This is a genomic window from Mangrovicoccus ximenensis, assembly GCF_003056725.1.
In the GTDB taxonomy this organism is placed as follows: domain Bacteria; phylum Pseudomonadota; class Alphaproteobacteria; order Rhodobacterales; family Rhodobacteraceae; genus Mangrovicoccus; species Mangrovicoccus ximenensis.
Genome location: NZ_QBKZ01000004.1, coordinates 415,755 through 431,051 on the forward strand (window position 1 = coordinate 415,755; position 15,297 = coordinate 431,051).

Here is a 15,297-nt window from a genome sequence, read left to right on the forward strand (position 1 = left end):
CGGGCCATGGGTCAGATGGTGAAGTTGGTGCCGCCGCCGTCGAGCAGCAGGTTCTGGCCGACGATAAAACCAGCATGGACCGAGCAGAGGAACGCGCAGGCCTTGCCGAATTCCGCGGCCGTGCCGTAGCGCCGCGCCGGAATGGTCGCCTCGCGACGGGCGCGGGCCTCTTCCATCGTGATGCCCTCTTTCGCGACGACGCCGCTGTCGAGGCTTACCGCCCGGTCGGTTGCGTGGATGCCGGGCAGCAGGTTGTTGATCGTCACGCCGAATTCGGCGAGGTGCTGAACGCGCGCGGCGCCGAGGCGCTCGAGGCGACGGCGGAAGACCTGCGCGGCTTNCGGCGTTAAGGTTACGGCGGTCGCGGCGGACATCACGACCGGCGAGGGCCAGGCCAAGGTGCTCGAAGCCGCGGGCGCGGTCGACATCCTGGTGACCAATGCCGGCGGTCCGCCGCCCGGTCTCTGGAAGGACTGGGACCGCGAGGATTTCATCAAGGCGCTGGACGCCAACATGCTGGCGCCGATCGCTTTGATGACCGCGCTGCTGCCGGGGATGTGCGACCGCGGATGGGGCCGGGTGGTCAATATCACCAGCCAGTCGGTCAAAGCGCCGATCCCGCAGCTCGGCCTGTCGAACTCGGCACGTGCCGGCCTGACCGGCTATGTCGCGGGCACCTCGCGCCAGGTGCGCCCGGTCGACATGATCAACCGCGGCTTCGAGCTGAAGGCCGCCGAATAATCCCTCGGAGGCCGGGTCCGCCGGTCTCCTCACTTTTGCGGGGGCGCAATGCGCCCACCCTCAGCGCAGCCCCCGCCCCCGTTGTTTTTCAAGGTTGTTGTCGCCGGTGACCTTTCCCCCGGATCCCGGACTGGGCTGATTTGAGCCTTCCGCCCGGTTCGAGCGGCCCGCCCCGGCCGCCGCAGAGGACCCCGCGCCGCAGGACCATCCGCTGGGCGCCGCCCGCGCGCAGATCCACGAGAACTACATCATCGCCCAGACGCCCGACGGCATGGTGATCGTCGACCAGCATGCCGCGCATGAGCGGCTGGTCTACGAGGAGCTGAAGGAGCAGGCTGCCACCCGCTCGGTCGCGGCGCAGGCGCTCTTGATCCCCGAGATCGTCACCCTGCCCGCGGGCGGCGCCGAGGCCTTGCTGGAGATCGCCGAGGAGCTGGCAGGGGCGGGGCTCTCGCTCGAGCCTTTCGGCCCCGACACGGTGGCGGTGCGCGAGACGCCCGCGATCCTCGGCCATGTCGATGCCGCCGGGCTCCTGCGCGACATCTGGGACGAGCTCGAAGGCACCGGCGGCGATGCGCTCAAGGCGCGGATCGACGCGGTGCTGTCGCGCATGGCCTGCCACGGTTCGGTGCGCTCCGGCCGCCAGATGCAGCCGCAGGAGATGAACGCGCTCCTGCGCAAGATGGAGGCGACGCCGCTCTCGGGGCAGTGCAACCATGGGCGGCCGACATATGTGAAGCTGCGGCTTCAGGACATCGAGCGGCTTTTCGGGCGCACATGACCGCCGCCGATCTGCCTTTCGATCCCGCCGACCCGCGGCTCTGGCTGGCGGCGGCGGCGCTCCTGGTGCTGCTGCTGGTCCTGTCGGTCCGGGCCGCGTCGCGCGCGGCGCGCCAGTCCGAGCGAGCGCAGGCCCGGACCCGCGGGCTGCGGGCCCGATGCCGCGGGCCGGTCCCGGCGGCGGCTGCCTGACTTCCGCGGGACCGTGGGTCCCGCGACGGAATCAGGACATGGTTTTCCCAGAGAAATTTCTTGCCACCGCTGCGGGCATGCTCCGGATGCTAGACAACCGAAGTTAGAAGTTGAGCTCCAGCCTCGCAAATTGGTAGGGAATTCCGGCCCGAAATTGGACATTTCAGATCCTCACGGAATATTGATCCGCACTTTCTCTTAAGATAGAAACCTTTTTGCAAAACGATAACAACAAGATGAGTCAAAGACTTATCATTTCCTCTGGGACTTTGACAATGAAGAACCTCCTCATCTCCGTCGCCCTTCTTGCATCGGCGGCCACCGCTTCCCATGCCGTGAGCTTCGACGACTGGTCGACCGCCGGCTCGGGCACCACCTGGATCGAAAGCTCCAGCGCCTCGAACACCGATGTGGACTTCCGCTACGACTCCACCGGCTTCAGCGGCAACTGGACCCTGTCGACGATGGTGCTCACCGGCGGCCTCTACGAGTTCGACTGGGACTACACCCCGCGCCATTCGTGGTACCGAACCAGCGCGACGCTGGAGCTGACCTCGCCGACCAACGAAGTGCTCTACAGCGGTGCGGCATGGCATGGCTCGACGCAAACGGGCAGCGAGTCCCTGAACCTGAATGCCGGCGACACGCTGACCTTCTACATGACCGGCAGCAACTTTGACGCGGCACGGATCCTCGACGGCCGTCTGGTCCTGACCGATCTGGCGCCGGCTGCCGTTCCGCTGCCCGGTTCGGCCATGGCGCTGCTCGGCGGCCTCGCCGGGATCGCAGGCCTGGCGCGCCGCCGCCGCAAGGCCTGACCCCGCCGCAGCGATGCTGCACAAGGTCCGCAATAGCAGAAGCGCCGGTCCCGAGGGCCGGCGCTTCGTCATTCAGGGCAGGGGCGGGATGCCTCAGGAGGCCTCGGCCTTGGCCGCCGGATAGCCGATCTGCGACAGCGCGCCCTTGATCTCGTCGAGGATCGCCGGATCGTCGATCGTGGCCGGAGCCTTGAACTCCTCGCCATCGGCGATCTTGACCATCGTGCCGCGCAGGATCTTGCCGGAGCGGGTCTTGGGCAGGCGGTCGACCACGCAGGCCAGCTTGAACGCCGCCACCGGGCCGATCTTGTCGCGCACCATCTTGACCACTTCCTTGACGATTTCGTCGGGGTCGCGGTCGGTGCCCTTGTTGAGGCAGAGGAAGCCCATCGGCATCTGGCCCTTGAGCTTGTCCGCCACGCCGATCACCGCGCATTCGGCGACATCCGGATGTGCCGCCAGCACCTCCTCCATGCCGCCCGTGCTGAGCCGGTGGCCCGCCACGTTGATCACGTCATCGGTGCGCGCCATGATGTAGAGATAGCCGTCCTCGTCCTTCATCCCCGCATCGCCGGTCTCGTAATAGCCCGGGAAATGGGTGAGGTAGGACTTCTTGAACCGCTCCTCGGCATTCCACAGGCCGGGCAGCGTGCCGGGGGGCAGGGGCAGCTTGATCGCGATGGCGCCGAGCGTGCCGTTCGGAACCTCGTGGCCGCCCTCGTCGAGGATATGCACCTCGTAGCCCGGCATCGGCACCGAGGGCGAGCCGAGCTTGACCGGCATTTCCTCGATCCCGAGCGGGTTGGCGGCGATGGCATAGCCGGTTTCGGTCTGCCACCAGTGGTCGATCACCGGCACGTTCAGGAGCTTCTGCGACCACTCGATCGTGTCCGGGTCGGCGCGCTCGCCCGCGAGGAACAGCGCCTTGAGCGAGCTCAGGTCGTACTTGCCGACATGCTCGCCCTTGGGATCGTCGCGCTTGATCGCGCGCAGCGCGGTCGGCGCGGTGAACAGGATCTTGACGCCATGCTCCTCGATCACCCGCCAGAAGGTCCCGGCATCGGGCGTGCCCACCGGCTTGCCCTCGAAGACGATGGTGGTGCAGCCCGTCAGCAGCGGCGCGTAGCAGATATAGCTGTGGCCGACGACCCAGCCGACATCCGAAGCCGCCCAATAGACGTCGCCGGCCTCGACATCGTAGATGTTCTTCATCGTCCAGCTCAGCGCCACCATATGGCCGCCATTGGGACGGATCACGCCCTTGGGCTGGCCGGTGGTGCCCGAGGTGTAGAGGATGTAGAGCGGATCGCTGCCCTTGACCGGCACGCAGTCCGCCGGCTCCACGCCGTACTGGAAGCTGTGCCAGGCGACGTCGCGGCCTTCCTCGAGATGCGCGACTTCCTGCTCGCGCTGGAAGATCACGCAGAACTCCGGCTGGTGCTTCGCCACGGCGAGCGCGCCGTCGAGCAGCGGCTTGTAATGGACGACGCGGCCCGGCTCGATGCCGCAGGAGGCGGCGATGATCGCCTTCGGCTTGGCGTCGTCGATCCGCACCGCCAGCTCGTTCGCCGCGAAGCCGCCGAAGACCACCGAATGCACCGCGCCGAGCCGGGCGCAGGCCAGCATCGCCTCCAGCGCCTCGGGGATCATCGGCATGTAGATCACGACGCGGTCGCCCTTCTCGACGCCCTTGGCGCGCAGCGCGCCCGCGAGCGAGGCGACGCGGCTCTGCAGCTCGGCGTAGGTGATCTCGTGCTTGGAATGGGTGACGGGGCTGTCATGGATGATCGCCACCTGGTCGCCGCGCCCGGCCTCGACATGGCGGTCGACCGCGTTCCAGCAGGTGTTGCACTCGCCGTCGGCGAACCATTCGTAGAGCGGCGCCTTCTCGTCGAACAGCGCCTTTGTCGGCGGCTTGATCCAATCGATGGCGGATGCCTGCTCCATCCAGAAGCCTTCCGGATCTCCCTGCCATGCGGCGTAGATGTCAGAATACGACATGCCTTCCTCCTTATCCCTGGAGGCAAGGGTATCCCGAGCGGACCTTGCCGCAACGTGGCGGATTTGCCGCATCCGGCGCGGTAGGCATGCATCTTCCTGAATTGGTCCGGTATCCGGACCGGTTGCCGCCTGCTAGCGCTCGCAAAGCCGGGGTGGACGGGGAAATGTAAAGGAATTTTCCGATAAAAAACTTCATTGTCAAAGAATTGCGGGCGCGGCGCGGCGGTGCCGGAGCCGCTGACCGGCGCTAACGGCCGCCTGCCGCGATTCGGTGCCGCACCGCCGGGGCTTGCGCCGGCTCGCAAACTCTTAACCATGCCGGATGTACCGTGCCGTCCAGCCGAACCTGCAGGAGTCCCCATGTCTGCCGCTGTCCTTCTCCGTCCGCTCGTCCTGCTGATGGCCTGCCTCTGCGCAAAAACCGCGCAGGCGGAGGCCTGGAACTACCTCTCCGGCGGGCCGGGCGGCCAGCGCGCGGCGGCGGTCTGCGATCTCGGCGACAGCGGGCTGACCTGCCTGTCGCTGCTGTGTTCGGACCGACAGGAGTTGGGTCTGGCCTTCCAGTCCTCGCGGCCGCTCTCGGTGCCGGTCGAGGCGACGGTCTCCGTCGATGGCGGCACGGCGCAGTTCCTGCGCTTCGCCCCGCCGGTGGCGCCCGGCGCGCCAGGCACAGCAAGGGCCCCGCAAGCGCGGGGCCCTTTCCTTTGCGCATTGCCTGCGGATGCGGCAGCGGGGCCAGGCGGCGCGGCAGCTGCCGTGCCAGACGGGCGCGGCACCGGGTCCCGCTTGTTCCGCGGGCCGGGCGGTGCTACCTGCGATGCCCAAGCAGTTGCATCAGGATTGAGCTTTCCCAGTGCCCGAAACCGCCACGCCCCGACTGGAAATCCGCAGGCTGGAACGTGAATTCCACGGCCATCCGGTGGTGAACCGCGTGTCGCTGGCGATCGCGGCGGGGGAATGCGTCTGCCTGCTTGGCCCGTCGGGCTGCGGCAAGTCGACGACGCTGAGGATGATCGCGGGGGTCGAGGTGCCGGATGGCGGCGAGATCCTGCTCGACGGCAAGGTGATCTGCGGCCCCGGCGTCTTCACCGAGCCGGAGAAGCGCTCGATCGGGCTGATGTTCCAGGATTTCGCGCTGTTCCCGCATCTGACCGTGGCCGAGAACGTCGCCTTCGGGCTGAANGGGCTCGAAGGCGGAGAAGCGGCTGCGCGTCACCGAGCTGCTCGCACGGGTCGACATGGCGGGCTATGACAACGCCTTTCCGCACGAGCTGTCGGGCGGCGAGCAGCAGCGCATCGCGCTCGCGCGCGCGCTGGCGCCGCGGCCCAAGGTGATGCTGATGGACGAGCCGTTCTCGGGGCTCGACAACCGGCTGCGCGACGGCATCCGCGACGACACGCTGGCGCTGCTGAAGGAAGAGGGCACCGCCGTCCTCATGGTCACGCACGAGCCCGAGGAGGCGATGCGCATGGCCGACCGGATCGTGCTGATGCGCGACGGGCAGATCGTGCATCGGGATGCGAGATGATGGCGAAGGTGCGGCGCCGCGAGATTTCGGGCGGCAGCGAAGGGGAGTTGTGCGTACGGTCCAGCATGCGCGGCATATATCCATGCGCGCGCGGCAGGGCAACGGGAACCGCGCGGCCCCGCGGGCGGCCGCAGGCAGCGCCGCCGCGCGATCCTGCATCTGCGGCGCAGAAAATTCCGGCAAATGCGCGCCAGTTCAGAACGACTCGCGGCTAGGGGTTCTGTCCCCGGAAATTTGGTCTTAGGTGGAGCCCCCCGAATCCGGAGTTCCGCCATGCCGCCGCCCGAAACCTACCCTCCCTCGCTGCTCCGCCTGGCGCGCTGGTCCATCGTGGTGGCCGTTGCAGTCCTGTCGCTGAAGCTGGTCGCCTGGCGGCTGACCGGGTCGGTCGCGCTCTATTCGGACGCGCTCGAATCGATCGTCAACGTGGTGACGGCGGTGGCCGCCTGCCTGGCGATGGCCTATGCGCGGAGGCCGGCGGATTCGAACCACCCGCTGGGCCATACCAAGGTCGAATACCTCTCGGCGGTGCTCGAAGGCGCGCTGATCATGGTGGCGGCGGCGATGATCGTGATGGATGCGGTGGGCGCGCTGCTGCAGCCGGCCGATCCGGTGGTCTCGCCGCTGGCGATCGGTTTCTCGGTCGCGGCGACGGCGCTGAACGCGCTCTGGGCCCGGCACCTGATCCGCCACGGCCGCCGGGCGCGCTCGCCTGCCGTCCTCCAGCTCGACGCCGGTGGCCCGGCCGTCCTCGAGGAGCACGCGCGCCACGCGGGTTTCGGTCATGATCTTCAGGTTCGGCCGGTTCTCGGCATCGCGCAGGAAAGCCATCGCCGCCGACCAGCGCCGCCCGTCATGGGTGGTCGTCTGGTAGAAGCCTGCGCCTTCCTGCACCGCGCCGTTGAAATCGGGATTGTAGGGCAGCCCGGCCTGCTGCGCGGCGCGGATGAAGGCGCGGCTCAGCGGGTGATGGAAGGCGGTCTCCGACACCCGCAGCGGCCCCTCGCTGCCATGGAAGCCGTCGGCGATCTCCATGTTGCTTTCGAGCGCGCGGAACACCGGCAGCACGTCGCCATAGCTCCAGCCGCGGTTGCCGTCCTGCGCCCAGGCGTCGTAATCGCCCGACTGGCCGCGGATGTAGATCATCGCATTGACCGAGGAGCTGCCGCCGATCACATGGCCCTGCAGCACATAGCTGTTGCGGCCGTTCACCTTGTCGGACGGCTCGCCGGTATAGAGCACCACGTCGCGGCCCTTCTCGACCACCTTGAAGAAGGTGGCCGGGATGTGGATGAACGGGCTCTTGTCCTTCTGGCCGCTCTCGATCAGCAGCACCTTCGCCTTCGGATCCTCCGAGAGCCGCGCGGCCATCACGCAGCCCGAGGAGCCGCCGCCGATCACGATGTAGTCGAACTGCTCCATGATCTTCCCCCTCAGATCAGCACGGTCTGGATGTCGGTGTATTCGGCGAGGCCCTCCTCGCCGAACTCGATGCCGAGCCCGGACTGCTTGACGCCGCCGAAGGGCGCGTTGGGCTGGATCGCGCCGTGCTTGTTGATCCAGACCGAGCCGCATTCGAGCCGCATCGCGACTGCCTTGGCGGCCTCGATGTCCTTCGACCAGACCGAGCCGCCGAGCCCGTTCTCGCTGTCATTGGCGCGCGCGATGGCGTCCTCGACATCCGAATAGGACAGGATCGGCAGGGCAGGGCCGAACTGCTCCTCGCGCACCAACGGATCGGCATCGCCGAGCCCGGCGATCAGCGTCGGCGGGAAGAACAGCCCCTCGCCCGGCGCGCCGCCCGCGAGCACCCGGCCCTTGGCGGCGGCATCCGCGACCAGCCCCGAGACCTTGTCGAACTGCATCCGGTTGGCGACCGGGCCCAGCTCGGCCGTGTCGTCGGAGCCGACCTTGACGGTCGCGGCATAGGCGGCAAGCGCGTCGCAGACCGCGTCATGCACGTCCTCGTGGACATAGAGCCGCTTCATCGCCGCGCAGGTCTGGCCGTTGTTGATGAAGGCCCCCCAGAACAGCGCGGGGGCGATTTCCTCAGGGTCGACATCCGGCAGGACGATGCCCGCATCATTGCCGCCGAGCTCCAGCGTCAGCCGCTTCAGCGTCTCGGCCGCCGAGGCCATGACCCGGCGCCCGGTGGCGGTCGAGCCGGTGAAGACCATCTTGCGGATGCCCGGATGCGCCGACATCGCCGCGCCCAGATTGACCGTGACGTCATCGCAGGTCACCACGTTCAGCACGCCCGCGGGCAGCACCTCGTTCATCAGCTCGACCATGCGCAGCGTCGAGAGCGGCGTGTAGGGCGAGGGCTTGATCACCACGGTGTTGCCGGTGCGCAGCGCCGGCAGGATGTGCCAGACCGCGATCATCAGCGGCCAGTTCCAGGGCGTGATCGAGCCGATGACGCCCATCGGCTTGCGGTGCAGCTCCACCCGGCCCCGGTTGTCGTCCTGCAGCACCTTCGGCTCCATCGGCAGCGACGCGGTATGCATCGCCCAGGCCTGCGCCCCGCCCAGCTCGAAGCGCGACCCCTGCCCGTTCAGCGGCTTGCCCTGTTCGGAGGTCAGGAGCTGCGCCAGCTCTTCGGCATGCTCGCCGATCTTCGCGGCCACCGCCTCGCAGGCGGCGCGGCGCTCGGCATCGCCGGTCTTCGACCAGCTGGCGAAAGCCGCCTGCGCCGCGGCGACGGCGGCGTCCAGATCGGCGATGCTGCCCTGCGGCGCGCGCCCCGCCAGGCTGCCATCTGCCGGGTTGAGCACGTCGAACGTGGTCTCCGCCGCCATAGGTTTGCCGCCGATGATCATGCTGAAACTCCGCATGACGCCTCCTCCTTATCTCGACTCCTCGCCATTAACGCGTTAATGAATTTTGGGCCGTCCGGTCTTGGCATCTCGCGACGCCAGATTTGGACGGACGCGACGCGAGGAAGAGGAGGCCCGCGATGCTAGCACCCGCCACCCCCGGCACCATGCCGTTCGACCAGTTCCGCGCCTGCCTGCAATCGGCCTGCGGCGCCTTCGACGTGCTGCCCGAGGGCAACCGCAGCACCGTCACCGCCCATGTCAGCCGCGCCCGGCGCGCGGGCTTCGACATGACGATGATCGGCAAGGACGTGCGCGGCGTGCGCCGCAGCGCCGAAGACGTCGCCCGCAATCCGGGCAACGACGTCTTCCTGATCGTGCAGGAGGAAGGCCAGGCACTGATGCAGCAGGACGGCCGCGCGACGCTGATGCGCCCGGGCGACATGATCCTGATCGACGGCACGCTGCCGTCGCAATTCACCTTCTTCGGCGCCTATATGCGGCATCTCTCGGTGCATCTCGACCGCACCGAATTCTGCCGCCGCGTCGGCGGCGCGGCCTTCGCGGGCCACAGCCTCAGGGCGTCGGAATACGGCGCTGCAGCGCTGGCCGCGCTGATCGGCAAGGCGCTCGGCGCCGGGGAGTGCGCGATCCAGGCGGGCTATCTGCGCGAGGCGGTCTTCGGCGTGCTGGGAACGGTGCTGCATGACGGCGGCTGGCGGCGCCGCTGCGCGAACTGGCCGGGGTGATCCCGAGCCTCGCCGAGGCGGCGAGCCGCATGGAGGCCCGCCTGGCGGCGCTCGAGGCGCGCGGCATCGATCTCGACACGCTCGAGTTCGAGGGAAGCTTCGGCCGCACCACGCTGGAATACTATGACGGCTTCGTCTTCGGCTTCCTCGTCGACGGGCAGAGCCGGGACAACTGGCCGCCGGTCGCGTCCGGCGGGCGCTATGACGAGATGACCCGCGTGCTGGGCAATGGCCGCCCGGTGCCGGCCGTCGGCGGCGTGATCCGCCCCGAACAGGTCCTGAAGCTGAGGAGCGCGCAATGCTGAAGCTCGGAGTGCCCTCCAAGGGCCGGCTGATGGAACAGACCTTCGACTGGTTCGCCGATCGCGGCATCCAGCTGGCGCGCACCGGCTCGGACCGCGAATATGCCGGTGCCGTGACCGGGGTCGAGGGCGTGGAGCTGGTGCTGCTCTCGGCGGGGGAGATCCCGCGGGAGCTGGCGGCGGGGCGCATCCATCTGGGCGTGACCGGCTCGGATCTGGTGCGCGAGAAGCTGGCACGCTGGGACGCGACAGTCGAGAGCCTCGCGCTGATGGGCTTCGGCCATGCCGACCTGATCCTCGCCGTTCCGAAGTTCTGGGTCGATGTCGAGACGCTCTCCGATCTCGACGCTGCGGCGGCGGCTTTCCGCGCCGAGCATGGCCACCGCCTGCGGATCGCGACCAAGTATCACCGGCTGGTGCGCGACTACCTGCGCCAGCACGGCGTCGCCGATTACCAGCTGGTCGACAGCCAGGGCGCGACCGAGGGCACCGTCAAGAACGGCACCGCCGAGGCGATCGCCGACATCACCTCGACCGGCGAGACGCTGCGGGCGAACCATCTGAAGATCCTCGGCGAAGACCCGATCCACGCGAGCCAGGCGAACCTGTTCCGCTCGTTGACCGCTGACTGGGGCGAGGCCGAGCTGGCCAGCCTCGCGCAGATCGACGCGATGGTGAAGGCGGCGTGAGCCGCCTTCCGCCTCAGCCCTTGCGCCGCACCATGCCGCGCGCCGGGTCGTAGCCCCAGACAGCCGCCGCGCCGAACAGCGCGAAGGCCAGGAGCGACCAGCCAAGCGACGCCCAGTTGACCTGTCCGTAGAGTGCGAAGCGGATCAGCTCGACCCCGTGGCTGAACGGGTTCACCGCGCAGATGTCCCGGAGCAGGCGGGAACTTTCGGCCATCCGCCAGAGCGGATAGAGCGCGGTCGACAGGAAGAAGCAGGGGAAGATGACGAAGTTCATCACCCCCGCGAAATTCTCCAGCTGCTTCACGGTGGAGCTCAGCGCCAGTCCCAGCGCGCCCAGCATCAGCCCTGTGATCACAAGCGCGGGCAGCACCAGGATATAGCCGTACCAGGGCATGGTGATGCCGAAGCAGGCCGCCACCGCGAGGAAGGCATAGGCCTGGATCACCGAGATCGCCGTGCCCGCCACCAGCTTGGCGAAAAGGAGCCACCAGCGCGGCAAGGGCGCGGTCAGGAGCAGCCGCATCGAGCCCATCTCGCGGTCATAGACCAGGCTCAGCGAGGACTGCATGCCGTTGAACAGGAGGATCATGCCGCAGAGGCCGGGGACGATATAGGTCTCGTAGGTGATGTAGGTCTGGTAGGGCGGGATGATCGACAGGCCGAGCGCGGCACGGAAGCCCGCGGCGAAGACCAGAAGCCACACGAGCGGGCGCACGAGGGCCGAGAGCAGCCGCGCGCGCTGCTGCCAGAAGCGGAAGGCCTCGCGCCGGACGATGGCGGAGAGCGCGGTGGCCCAGGCGCGGGCGGGCAGGGTGTCGCTCATGCGGCGCGGTCTCCGGTGAGGCTCAGGAAGGTGTCCTGCAGGGAGCGGTCGCCCGCGATCTCGCCTGCGGTGCCGTCTGCGAGGATGCGGCCCTGATGCAGGATCACCAGCCGGTCCTGCGCGCGGACTTCGTCGGTCAGGTGCGTCGCCCAGAGCACGGTCAATCCTTGGGTCGCCGCCAGATCATGCACATGGGCGACCAGCGCGGCCCGCGCGGCCGCGTCGAGCCCGACGGTCGGCTCGTCGAGCAGCAGAACGGCGGGATCATGGAGCAGCGCGCGGGCGAGCTCCAGCCGCCGCCGGTGGCCGCCATTCAGGTCGCGGGCCTTCTGCTTCGCCCGGTCGGCGATGTTGAGCCGGTCCATCGCGGCCTCCGAGCGCCGCGTGGCCTCCGCCCCTGAAATGCCCTGCAAAGCCGCGAAATAGCGCAGGTTCTGCATCACGGTCAGGTCCAGATCCAGCGTCTGGTTCTGGAACACGACCCCCATCCGCGCCAGCGCCTGCCGCGGCCTGCGGGTCATGTCGTGGCCCGCGATCTCGATCCGGCCCCCGCGCGTCGTGTAGAGCCGGGTCAGCAGGTTGAACAGCGTGGATTTGCCCGCGCCGTTCGGGCCGAGAAGCGCGCAGAATTCGCCCTTCCCGACGGAGAAGCTGACATGGTCGAGCGCGGTCTTCGCCCCGAAAGCATAGGTCAGGTCGGTGACGGCAAGGCTCATGCGGCCCCGCCCGGATGATGTCTCATGCGCTCCTCCCAAAGCTCCCCGGCCACTGTCGCCGGGGCGGCAGGCGAGTTCAAGAGGCGCCGGGCCGCATCGCCGCGCCCCAAGGGAAGCGGCCGACCTTGATCGACTTCAAGGGCTTGCGCGAAGCCACGTCGATCACCGTCACGTCGCCCGAGACGCCGTTCGTGGTGAAGAGCTGGGCGTGATCCGGCGAAAACGCCATGTGCCAGACGCGGCGCCCGGTCAGGATGTACTCCTCGACCTCGTAGGTCTCGGCATTGACCACCGCGACATGGTTCGCCGGGCCGAGCGCGACGAAGGCGGTCTTGCCGTCCGGGGTGAATTCGAAGCCGACCGGCTGGATGCGGTCAGGATGCACGCCCTGGATTTCGAAGGTGATCTTGGCACGCTCCTCCTGCGATTCGGTGCCGAACACCGTGACCGTGCCGCCGATCTCGGAGCTCACCCATAGTTCCGTGTCGTCCTTGACGAATTCGGCATGGCGCGGCCGCGAATCGACCAGCGTGTTGGCGATGATCTCGTGCGTCGCGGTGTCGATCCAATGCGCCATGTTGGTGGTCTCGGACGTGGTGATGACGATGCTGCCTGCCTCGTTCACCGCCATGCCCTCGGGCTCGATGCCGACATTGATCTGCGCGATCACGGTGCGGCTCTCGGTATCGACGACGGTGGTGACCGCGTCATCCTCGTTGGCGATCCAAAGATGGCGGTCGTCGGGATGCAGCACGAACTGCTCGGGGTCCTCGCCGGAGGGCAGGTCATGGAGGATCTCGCCGGTCTCGGGGTCCATCACCTGCACCGTGTCGCTGTCGGAGGCGCAGATATAGACGCGGGAATAGTCGTGGCTGAAGGTGATGCCGCGGGGCCGCTCGCCGGTCGGGATCGTGCGGGTGACCTCCAGGCTGTCGATGTCGATCACGCTGATCGTGTCGTCCTTCTCGTTGGTCACCCAGATCTCGCCGCCGGCGAAGGCGGGCAGGCCGAGGATCAGGCACAGGGCGGTCAGGCAGCGGGTCATGGCGGCGGTCCTTGAAAGGGCGTCGGTTGTCAGTCGAAGGCGGTGCAGGCGCTGTCGGGCCGGTCGAGCCCCAGCGTGTCGAGCTCGTTGCCCTGGTGCAGGAACCCCTCCATCGGGGCGACCGCGACCACGGCCTGGTCGGTGACCAGCGGGATCGGCTGGCGCAGCTGGCCGTTCCACGGGCGGAAGGAGAGCGGGCTTCCCTTGAAGCCTGCCAACTCGAAATCGGGGCCGAGCATGTAGCTGCGCAGGGTGGCGGGGTCGGCCGAGCCGGTGCGGGTCACCGCCTCGCCGAGCGCGCGGAAGGCGGCCCAGGCAGCGTAGTCGCGGTCCTGCATCGGACGTCCGGCGAGGTCCTCGAAGCGGGATTGCAGCTGCGCCGCGCCCCATTGCTCGACCACGCGCGACCAGGCGGCCGGCATCATGCCCGCCGAGCCTGCGACGGGGCGCGGCAGCCAGGTGTTGTAGGCGATGTAGCGGGCGAAATCATGGGCCTCGTCGGCGACCAGCAGCACGTCATGGTCGCGGAACCCCTGGGTGAAGAGCGGCACCTCCTGCGCGGCGTTGCGGCGCATGTCGGCCTCTTCGTCCCAGACCGCCTCGCCGCGGGCGCGCAGCCGGAACTTGGCGGCGGAGGCTTTCATCGCCTCGGCCCAGGCATGGTCTCCGGCGCGCGGCCCGGTGACCAGCGCCAGATCGGTCCAGCGCTTCGAGGCCAGCCCCTGCATCAGCGCATCGGCGAGCATCGCGCGCGACGGCAGCGTGTGCAGGACATTCGCGCGGCAGTCGCCCGAGCGCAGCGCGGTTTCCGGCGCGGACGCGTTGAAGATCAGCGCGCCCTCCGCCTCGGGCAGCCCGGCAATGGCCAGCAGGTCGGCGGCCGGCGCGTCGACGATCAGGAAAGGCGATTGCGCCAGCGCGTCGCGCGCGACTGCGAGGATGTCGCCATCCTCCGGCACCTCGGATTCCGCAAGCGTGTAGGCGTGGCCGAGGAACTGGCCGGTGGTGGCGTTGTCGCGCAGCCCCAGTTCCGCCCCGGCGCGGCCCAGATCCTCCGGAACGGGATCGAGATTGGACAGCACGGGCGGCGGCGGCACCGCGCGGTGCAGCCAGGTCACGCCCAGATCGAGCGCCGTCGCGCTGCCTGCCCAGAGGCCGAGCAGCACGGAAGAAATGGCAAGCCTCATGGTCTCCTCCCTCAAGGCCTCCAGACCCTACGGAGGCGCCCGGCGGGCCGGTATTGGACCATGGTCGGAGCGCCGGAGCCGCCGTTAGCGCCGCTGCTTCGCCAAAGGTCGAATGGTGGCCGCCGCAGGTGGCAGGTAGCTTTCCGGTCAGCGAACGAACAAGACATGCCCTTGTGGAGGAGACAACCGGATGCTGTTCCGACTGACCGCGCTGAGCGCGACGATTCTTGCTGCGACGACCGCTCTGGCGCTGGCCCATGGCGACGTGGCCCCGCAGCCGGTGAATACCGACGCGCTGCCCGATCTGGAGGATCCGGAAGAGTGGATGACCGAGAACCCGTATCGCGGCCTGGGCGACGAGGTTTACCAGAAGGCGATCGAGATCGGCTCCTCGGGCTACACCCAGAACTGCGCGCGCTGCCACGGGCTTGAGGCGATCTCCGGCGGCCTGGCGCCCGACCTGCGCTTCCTCGAGGCCGAGGAATACGGCGACGAGTGGTTCGTGGAACGCTTCCGCCACGGCTATACCCAGAACGGCACGACCAAGATGCCGGCCTTCGGCGAGCTTCTCGGCCAGAAGGCGGCCTGGGCGATCCGGACCTATATCGAGACCCGTCCGGATGACGCGCAGGTCACCGAGCTGACGCCCGAGCTGATGGAGCTGAAAGGCGCGCTGGAAGGCGATGCGCCGGATGTGGCGGCGATCGGGGCCAAGCTGGGCGAGCTTGCCGAACAGATCGAAACGCTTTCGGGCGCGCCGGTCGCCGACAGCGTGGCGCGCCGCGCCCAGGTGTCGCTGGCCGCCCATCCCGACAATGCCCAAAAGGCGGTCGAGATCCTGACGGTCGGCCTGTCGGCGGCGCACTAGGTCCGCCATGGGGAGGGGAGATATCCGGTACCGCGCCCTCG

General features: G+C 68.4%; 13 protein-coding genes and 6 pseudogenes. 11 read left to right on the forward strand and 8 right to left on the reverse strand.

The window, feature by feature from the left end; all coding sequences use genetic code 11:
- Nucleotides 1-11 precede the first annotated feature (11 nt).
- A pseudogene (locus C7T91_RS11180) lies at nucleotides 12-278 on the reverse strand (SDR family oxidoreductase); the annotation flags it as partial.
- Here C7T91_RS11180 and C7T91_RS11185 point away from each other — a divergent pair.
- The 4 genes and pseudogenes from C7T91_RS11185 to C7T91_RS11200 all read left to right on the forward strand — a co-directional run.
- Nucleotides 234-690, forward strand: a pseudogene (locus tag C7T91_RS11185) (SDR family NAD(P)-dependent oxidoreductase); the annotation flags it as partial. The pseudogenes C7T91_RS11180 and C7T91_RS11185 sit on opposite strands and share 45 nt — an antisense overlap.
- A 199-nt stretch (nucleotides 691-889) precedes the next feature.
- A pseudogene (locus tag C7T91_RS11190) lies at nucleotides 890-1,522 on the forward strand (DNA mismatch repair endonuclease MutL); the annotation flags it as partial.
- Nucleotides 1,519-1,713: a hypothetical protein gene (locus tag C7T91_RS11195; protein WP_108259289.1), complete on the forward strand. Its 195-nt coding sequence runs from the start codon at nucleotides 1,519-1,521 to the stop codon at nucleotides 1,711-1,713. The pseudogene C7T91_RS11190 and the gene C7T91_RS11195, both read left to right, overlap by 4 nt.
- Before the next feature lie 275 nt (nucleotides 1,714-1,988).
- Nucleotides 1,989-2,531 (forward strand): VPLPA-CTERM sorting domain-containing protein, encoded by a 543-nt coding sequence (locus C7T91_RS11200; protein WP_108259290.1) that lies wholly within the window; start codon nucleotides 1,989-1,991, stop codon nucleotides 2,529-2,531.
- Nucleotides 2,532-2,624: 93 nt separating this feature from the next.
- On the opposite strand, the gene prpE is transcribed toward C7T91_RS11200, so the two are convergent.
- Nucleotides 2,625-4,532 carry a propionate-CoA ligase PrpE gene (prpE, locus tag C7T91_RS11205; RefSeq protein WP_108259291.1) on the reverse strand — a complete coding sequence of 636 codons (1,908 nt, stop codon included), beginning with the start codon at nucleotides 4,530-4,532 and terminating at the stop codon, nucleotides 2,625-2,627.
- 931 nt (nucleotides 4,533-5,463) lie between these two features.
- On the opposite strand from prpE, the pseudogene C7T91_RS39375 reads away from it, so the two are divergent.
- The 3 genes and pseudogenes from C7T91_RS39375 to C7T91_RS39385 form a co-directional block, all read left to right on the forward strand.
- Nucleotides 5,464-5,830: pseudogene (locus tag C7T91_RS39375) on the forward strand (ATP-binding cassette domain-containing protein); the annotation flags it as partial.
- 15 nt (nucleotides 5,831-5,845) lie between these two features.
- Complete coding sequence (locus C7T91_RS39380) at nucleotides 5,846-6,061, forward strand: hypothetical protein (protein WP_407943289.1); 216 nt, start codon at nucleotides 5,846-5,848, stop codon at nucleotides 6,059-6,061.
- A 273-nt stretch (nucleotides 6,062-6,334) separates the two neighbouring features.
- Nucleotides 6,335-6,721: pseudogene (locus tag C7T91_RS39385) on the forward strand (cation diffusion facilitator family transporter); the annotation flags it as partial.
- A gap of 57 nt (nucleotides 6,722-6,778) precedes the next feature.
- Here the strand turns inward: C7T91_RS39385 and C7T91_RS39390 are convergent.
- Together C7T91_RS39390 and C7T91_RS11225 are read right to left on the reverse strand one after the other, a co-directional pair.
- Nucleotides 6,779-7,483, reverse strand: a pseudogene (locus C7T91_RS39390) (GMC family oxidoreductase); the annotation flags it as partial.
- An 11-nt stretch (nucleotides 7,484-7,494) separates the two neighbouring features.
- On the reverse strand, nucleotides 7,495-8,895 hold the full coding sequence (locus C7T91_RS11225) for an aldehyde dehydrogenase family protein (RefSeq protein ID WP_108259292.1): 1,401 nt from the start codon (nucleotides 8,893-8,895) through the stop codon (nucleotides 7,495-7,497).
- 122 nt (nucleotides 8,896-9,017) lie between these two features.
- Between C7T91_RS11225 and C7T91_RS11230 the strand changes: the two genes are divergently transcribed.
- The 3 genes from C7T91_RS11230 to hisG are packed head-to-tail and all read left to right on the forward strand — an operon-like array spanning nucleotide 9,018 to nucleotide 10,617.
- Nucleotides 9,018-9,626 (forward strand): AraC-like ligand-binding domain-containing protein, encoded by a 609-nt coding sequence (locus tag C7T91_RS11230; RefSeq protein WP_108259293.1) that lies wholly within the window; start codon nucleotides 9,018-9,020, stop codon nucleotides 9,624-9,626.
- A complete protein-coding gene (locus tag C7T91_RS11235) occupies nucleotides 9,623-9,931 on the forward strand; it encodes an ATP phosphoribosyltransferase regulatory subunit (RefSeq protein WP_269101129.1) in 309 nt (102 codons plus the stop codon). Before C7T91_RS11230 ends, C7T91_RS11235 begins: the two co-directional genes overlap by 4 nt.
- Nucleotides 9,925-10,617: an ATP phosphoribosyltransferase gene (gene hisG / locus C7T91_RS11240; protein ID WP_108259294.1), complete on the forward strand. Its 693-nt coding sequence runs from the start codon at nucleotides 9,925-9,927 to the stop codon at nucleotides 10,615-10,617. Before C7T91_RS11235 ends, hisG begins: the two co-directional genes overlap by 7 nt.
- A 13-nt stretch (nucleotides 10,618-10,630) precedes the next feature.
- On the opposite strand, the gene C7T91_RS11245 is transcribed toward hisG, so the two are convergent.
- The 4 genes from C7T91_RS11245 to C7T91_RS11260 all read right to left on the reverse strand — a co-directional run bounded on the left by C7T91_RS11245 (nucleotide 10,631) and on the right by C7T91_RS11260 (nucleotide 14,388).
- Nucleotides 10,631-11,440, reverse strand: coding sequence for an ABC transporter permease (locus C7T91_RS11245; RefSeq protein ID WP_108259295.1), 810 nt, complete (start codon nucleotides 11,438-11,440; stop codon nucleotides 10,631-10,633).
- Nucleotides 11,437-12,156 (reverse strand): ABC transporter ATP-binding protein, encoded by a 720-nt coding sequence (locus C7T91_RS11250; RefSeq protein WP_108259296.1) that lies wholly within the window; start codon nucleotides 12,154-12,156, stop codon nucleotides 11,437-11,439. Before C7T91_RS11250 ends, C7T91_RS11245 begins: the two co-directional genes overlap by 4 nt.
- 76 nt (nucleotides 12,157-12,232) lie before the next feature.
- Nucleotides 12,233-13,201, reverse strand: coding sequence for a YVTN family beta-propeller repeat protein (locus C7T91_RS11255; protein WP_108259297.1), 969 nt, complete (start codon nucleotides 13,199-13,201; stop codon nucleotides 12,233-12,235).
- A 29-nt stretch (nucleotides 13,202-13,230) separates the two neighbouring features.
- Nucleotides 13,231-14,388: an ABC transporter substrate-binding protein gene (locus C7T91_RS11260; RefSeq protein ID WP_108259298.1), complete on the reverse strand. Its 1,158-nt coding sequence runs from the start codon at nucleotides 14,386-14,388 to the stop codon at nucleotides 13,231-13,233.
- Between the two features lie 190 nt (nucleotides 14,389-14,578).
- On the opposite strand from C7T91_RS11260, the gene pedF reads away from it, so the two are divergent.
- On the forward strand, nucleotides 14,579-15,256 hold the full coding sequence (pedF, locus tag C7T91_RS11265; protein WP_108259299.1) for a cytochrome c-550 PedF: 678 nt from the start codon (nucleotides 14,579-14,581) through the stop codon (nucleotides 15,254-15,256).
- Nucleotides 15,257-15,297 lie beyond the last annotated feature (41 nt).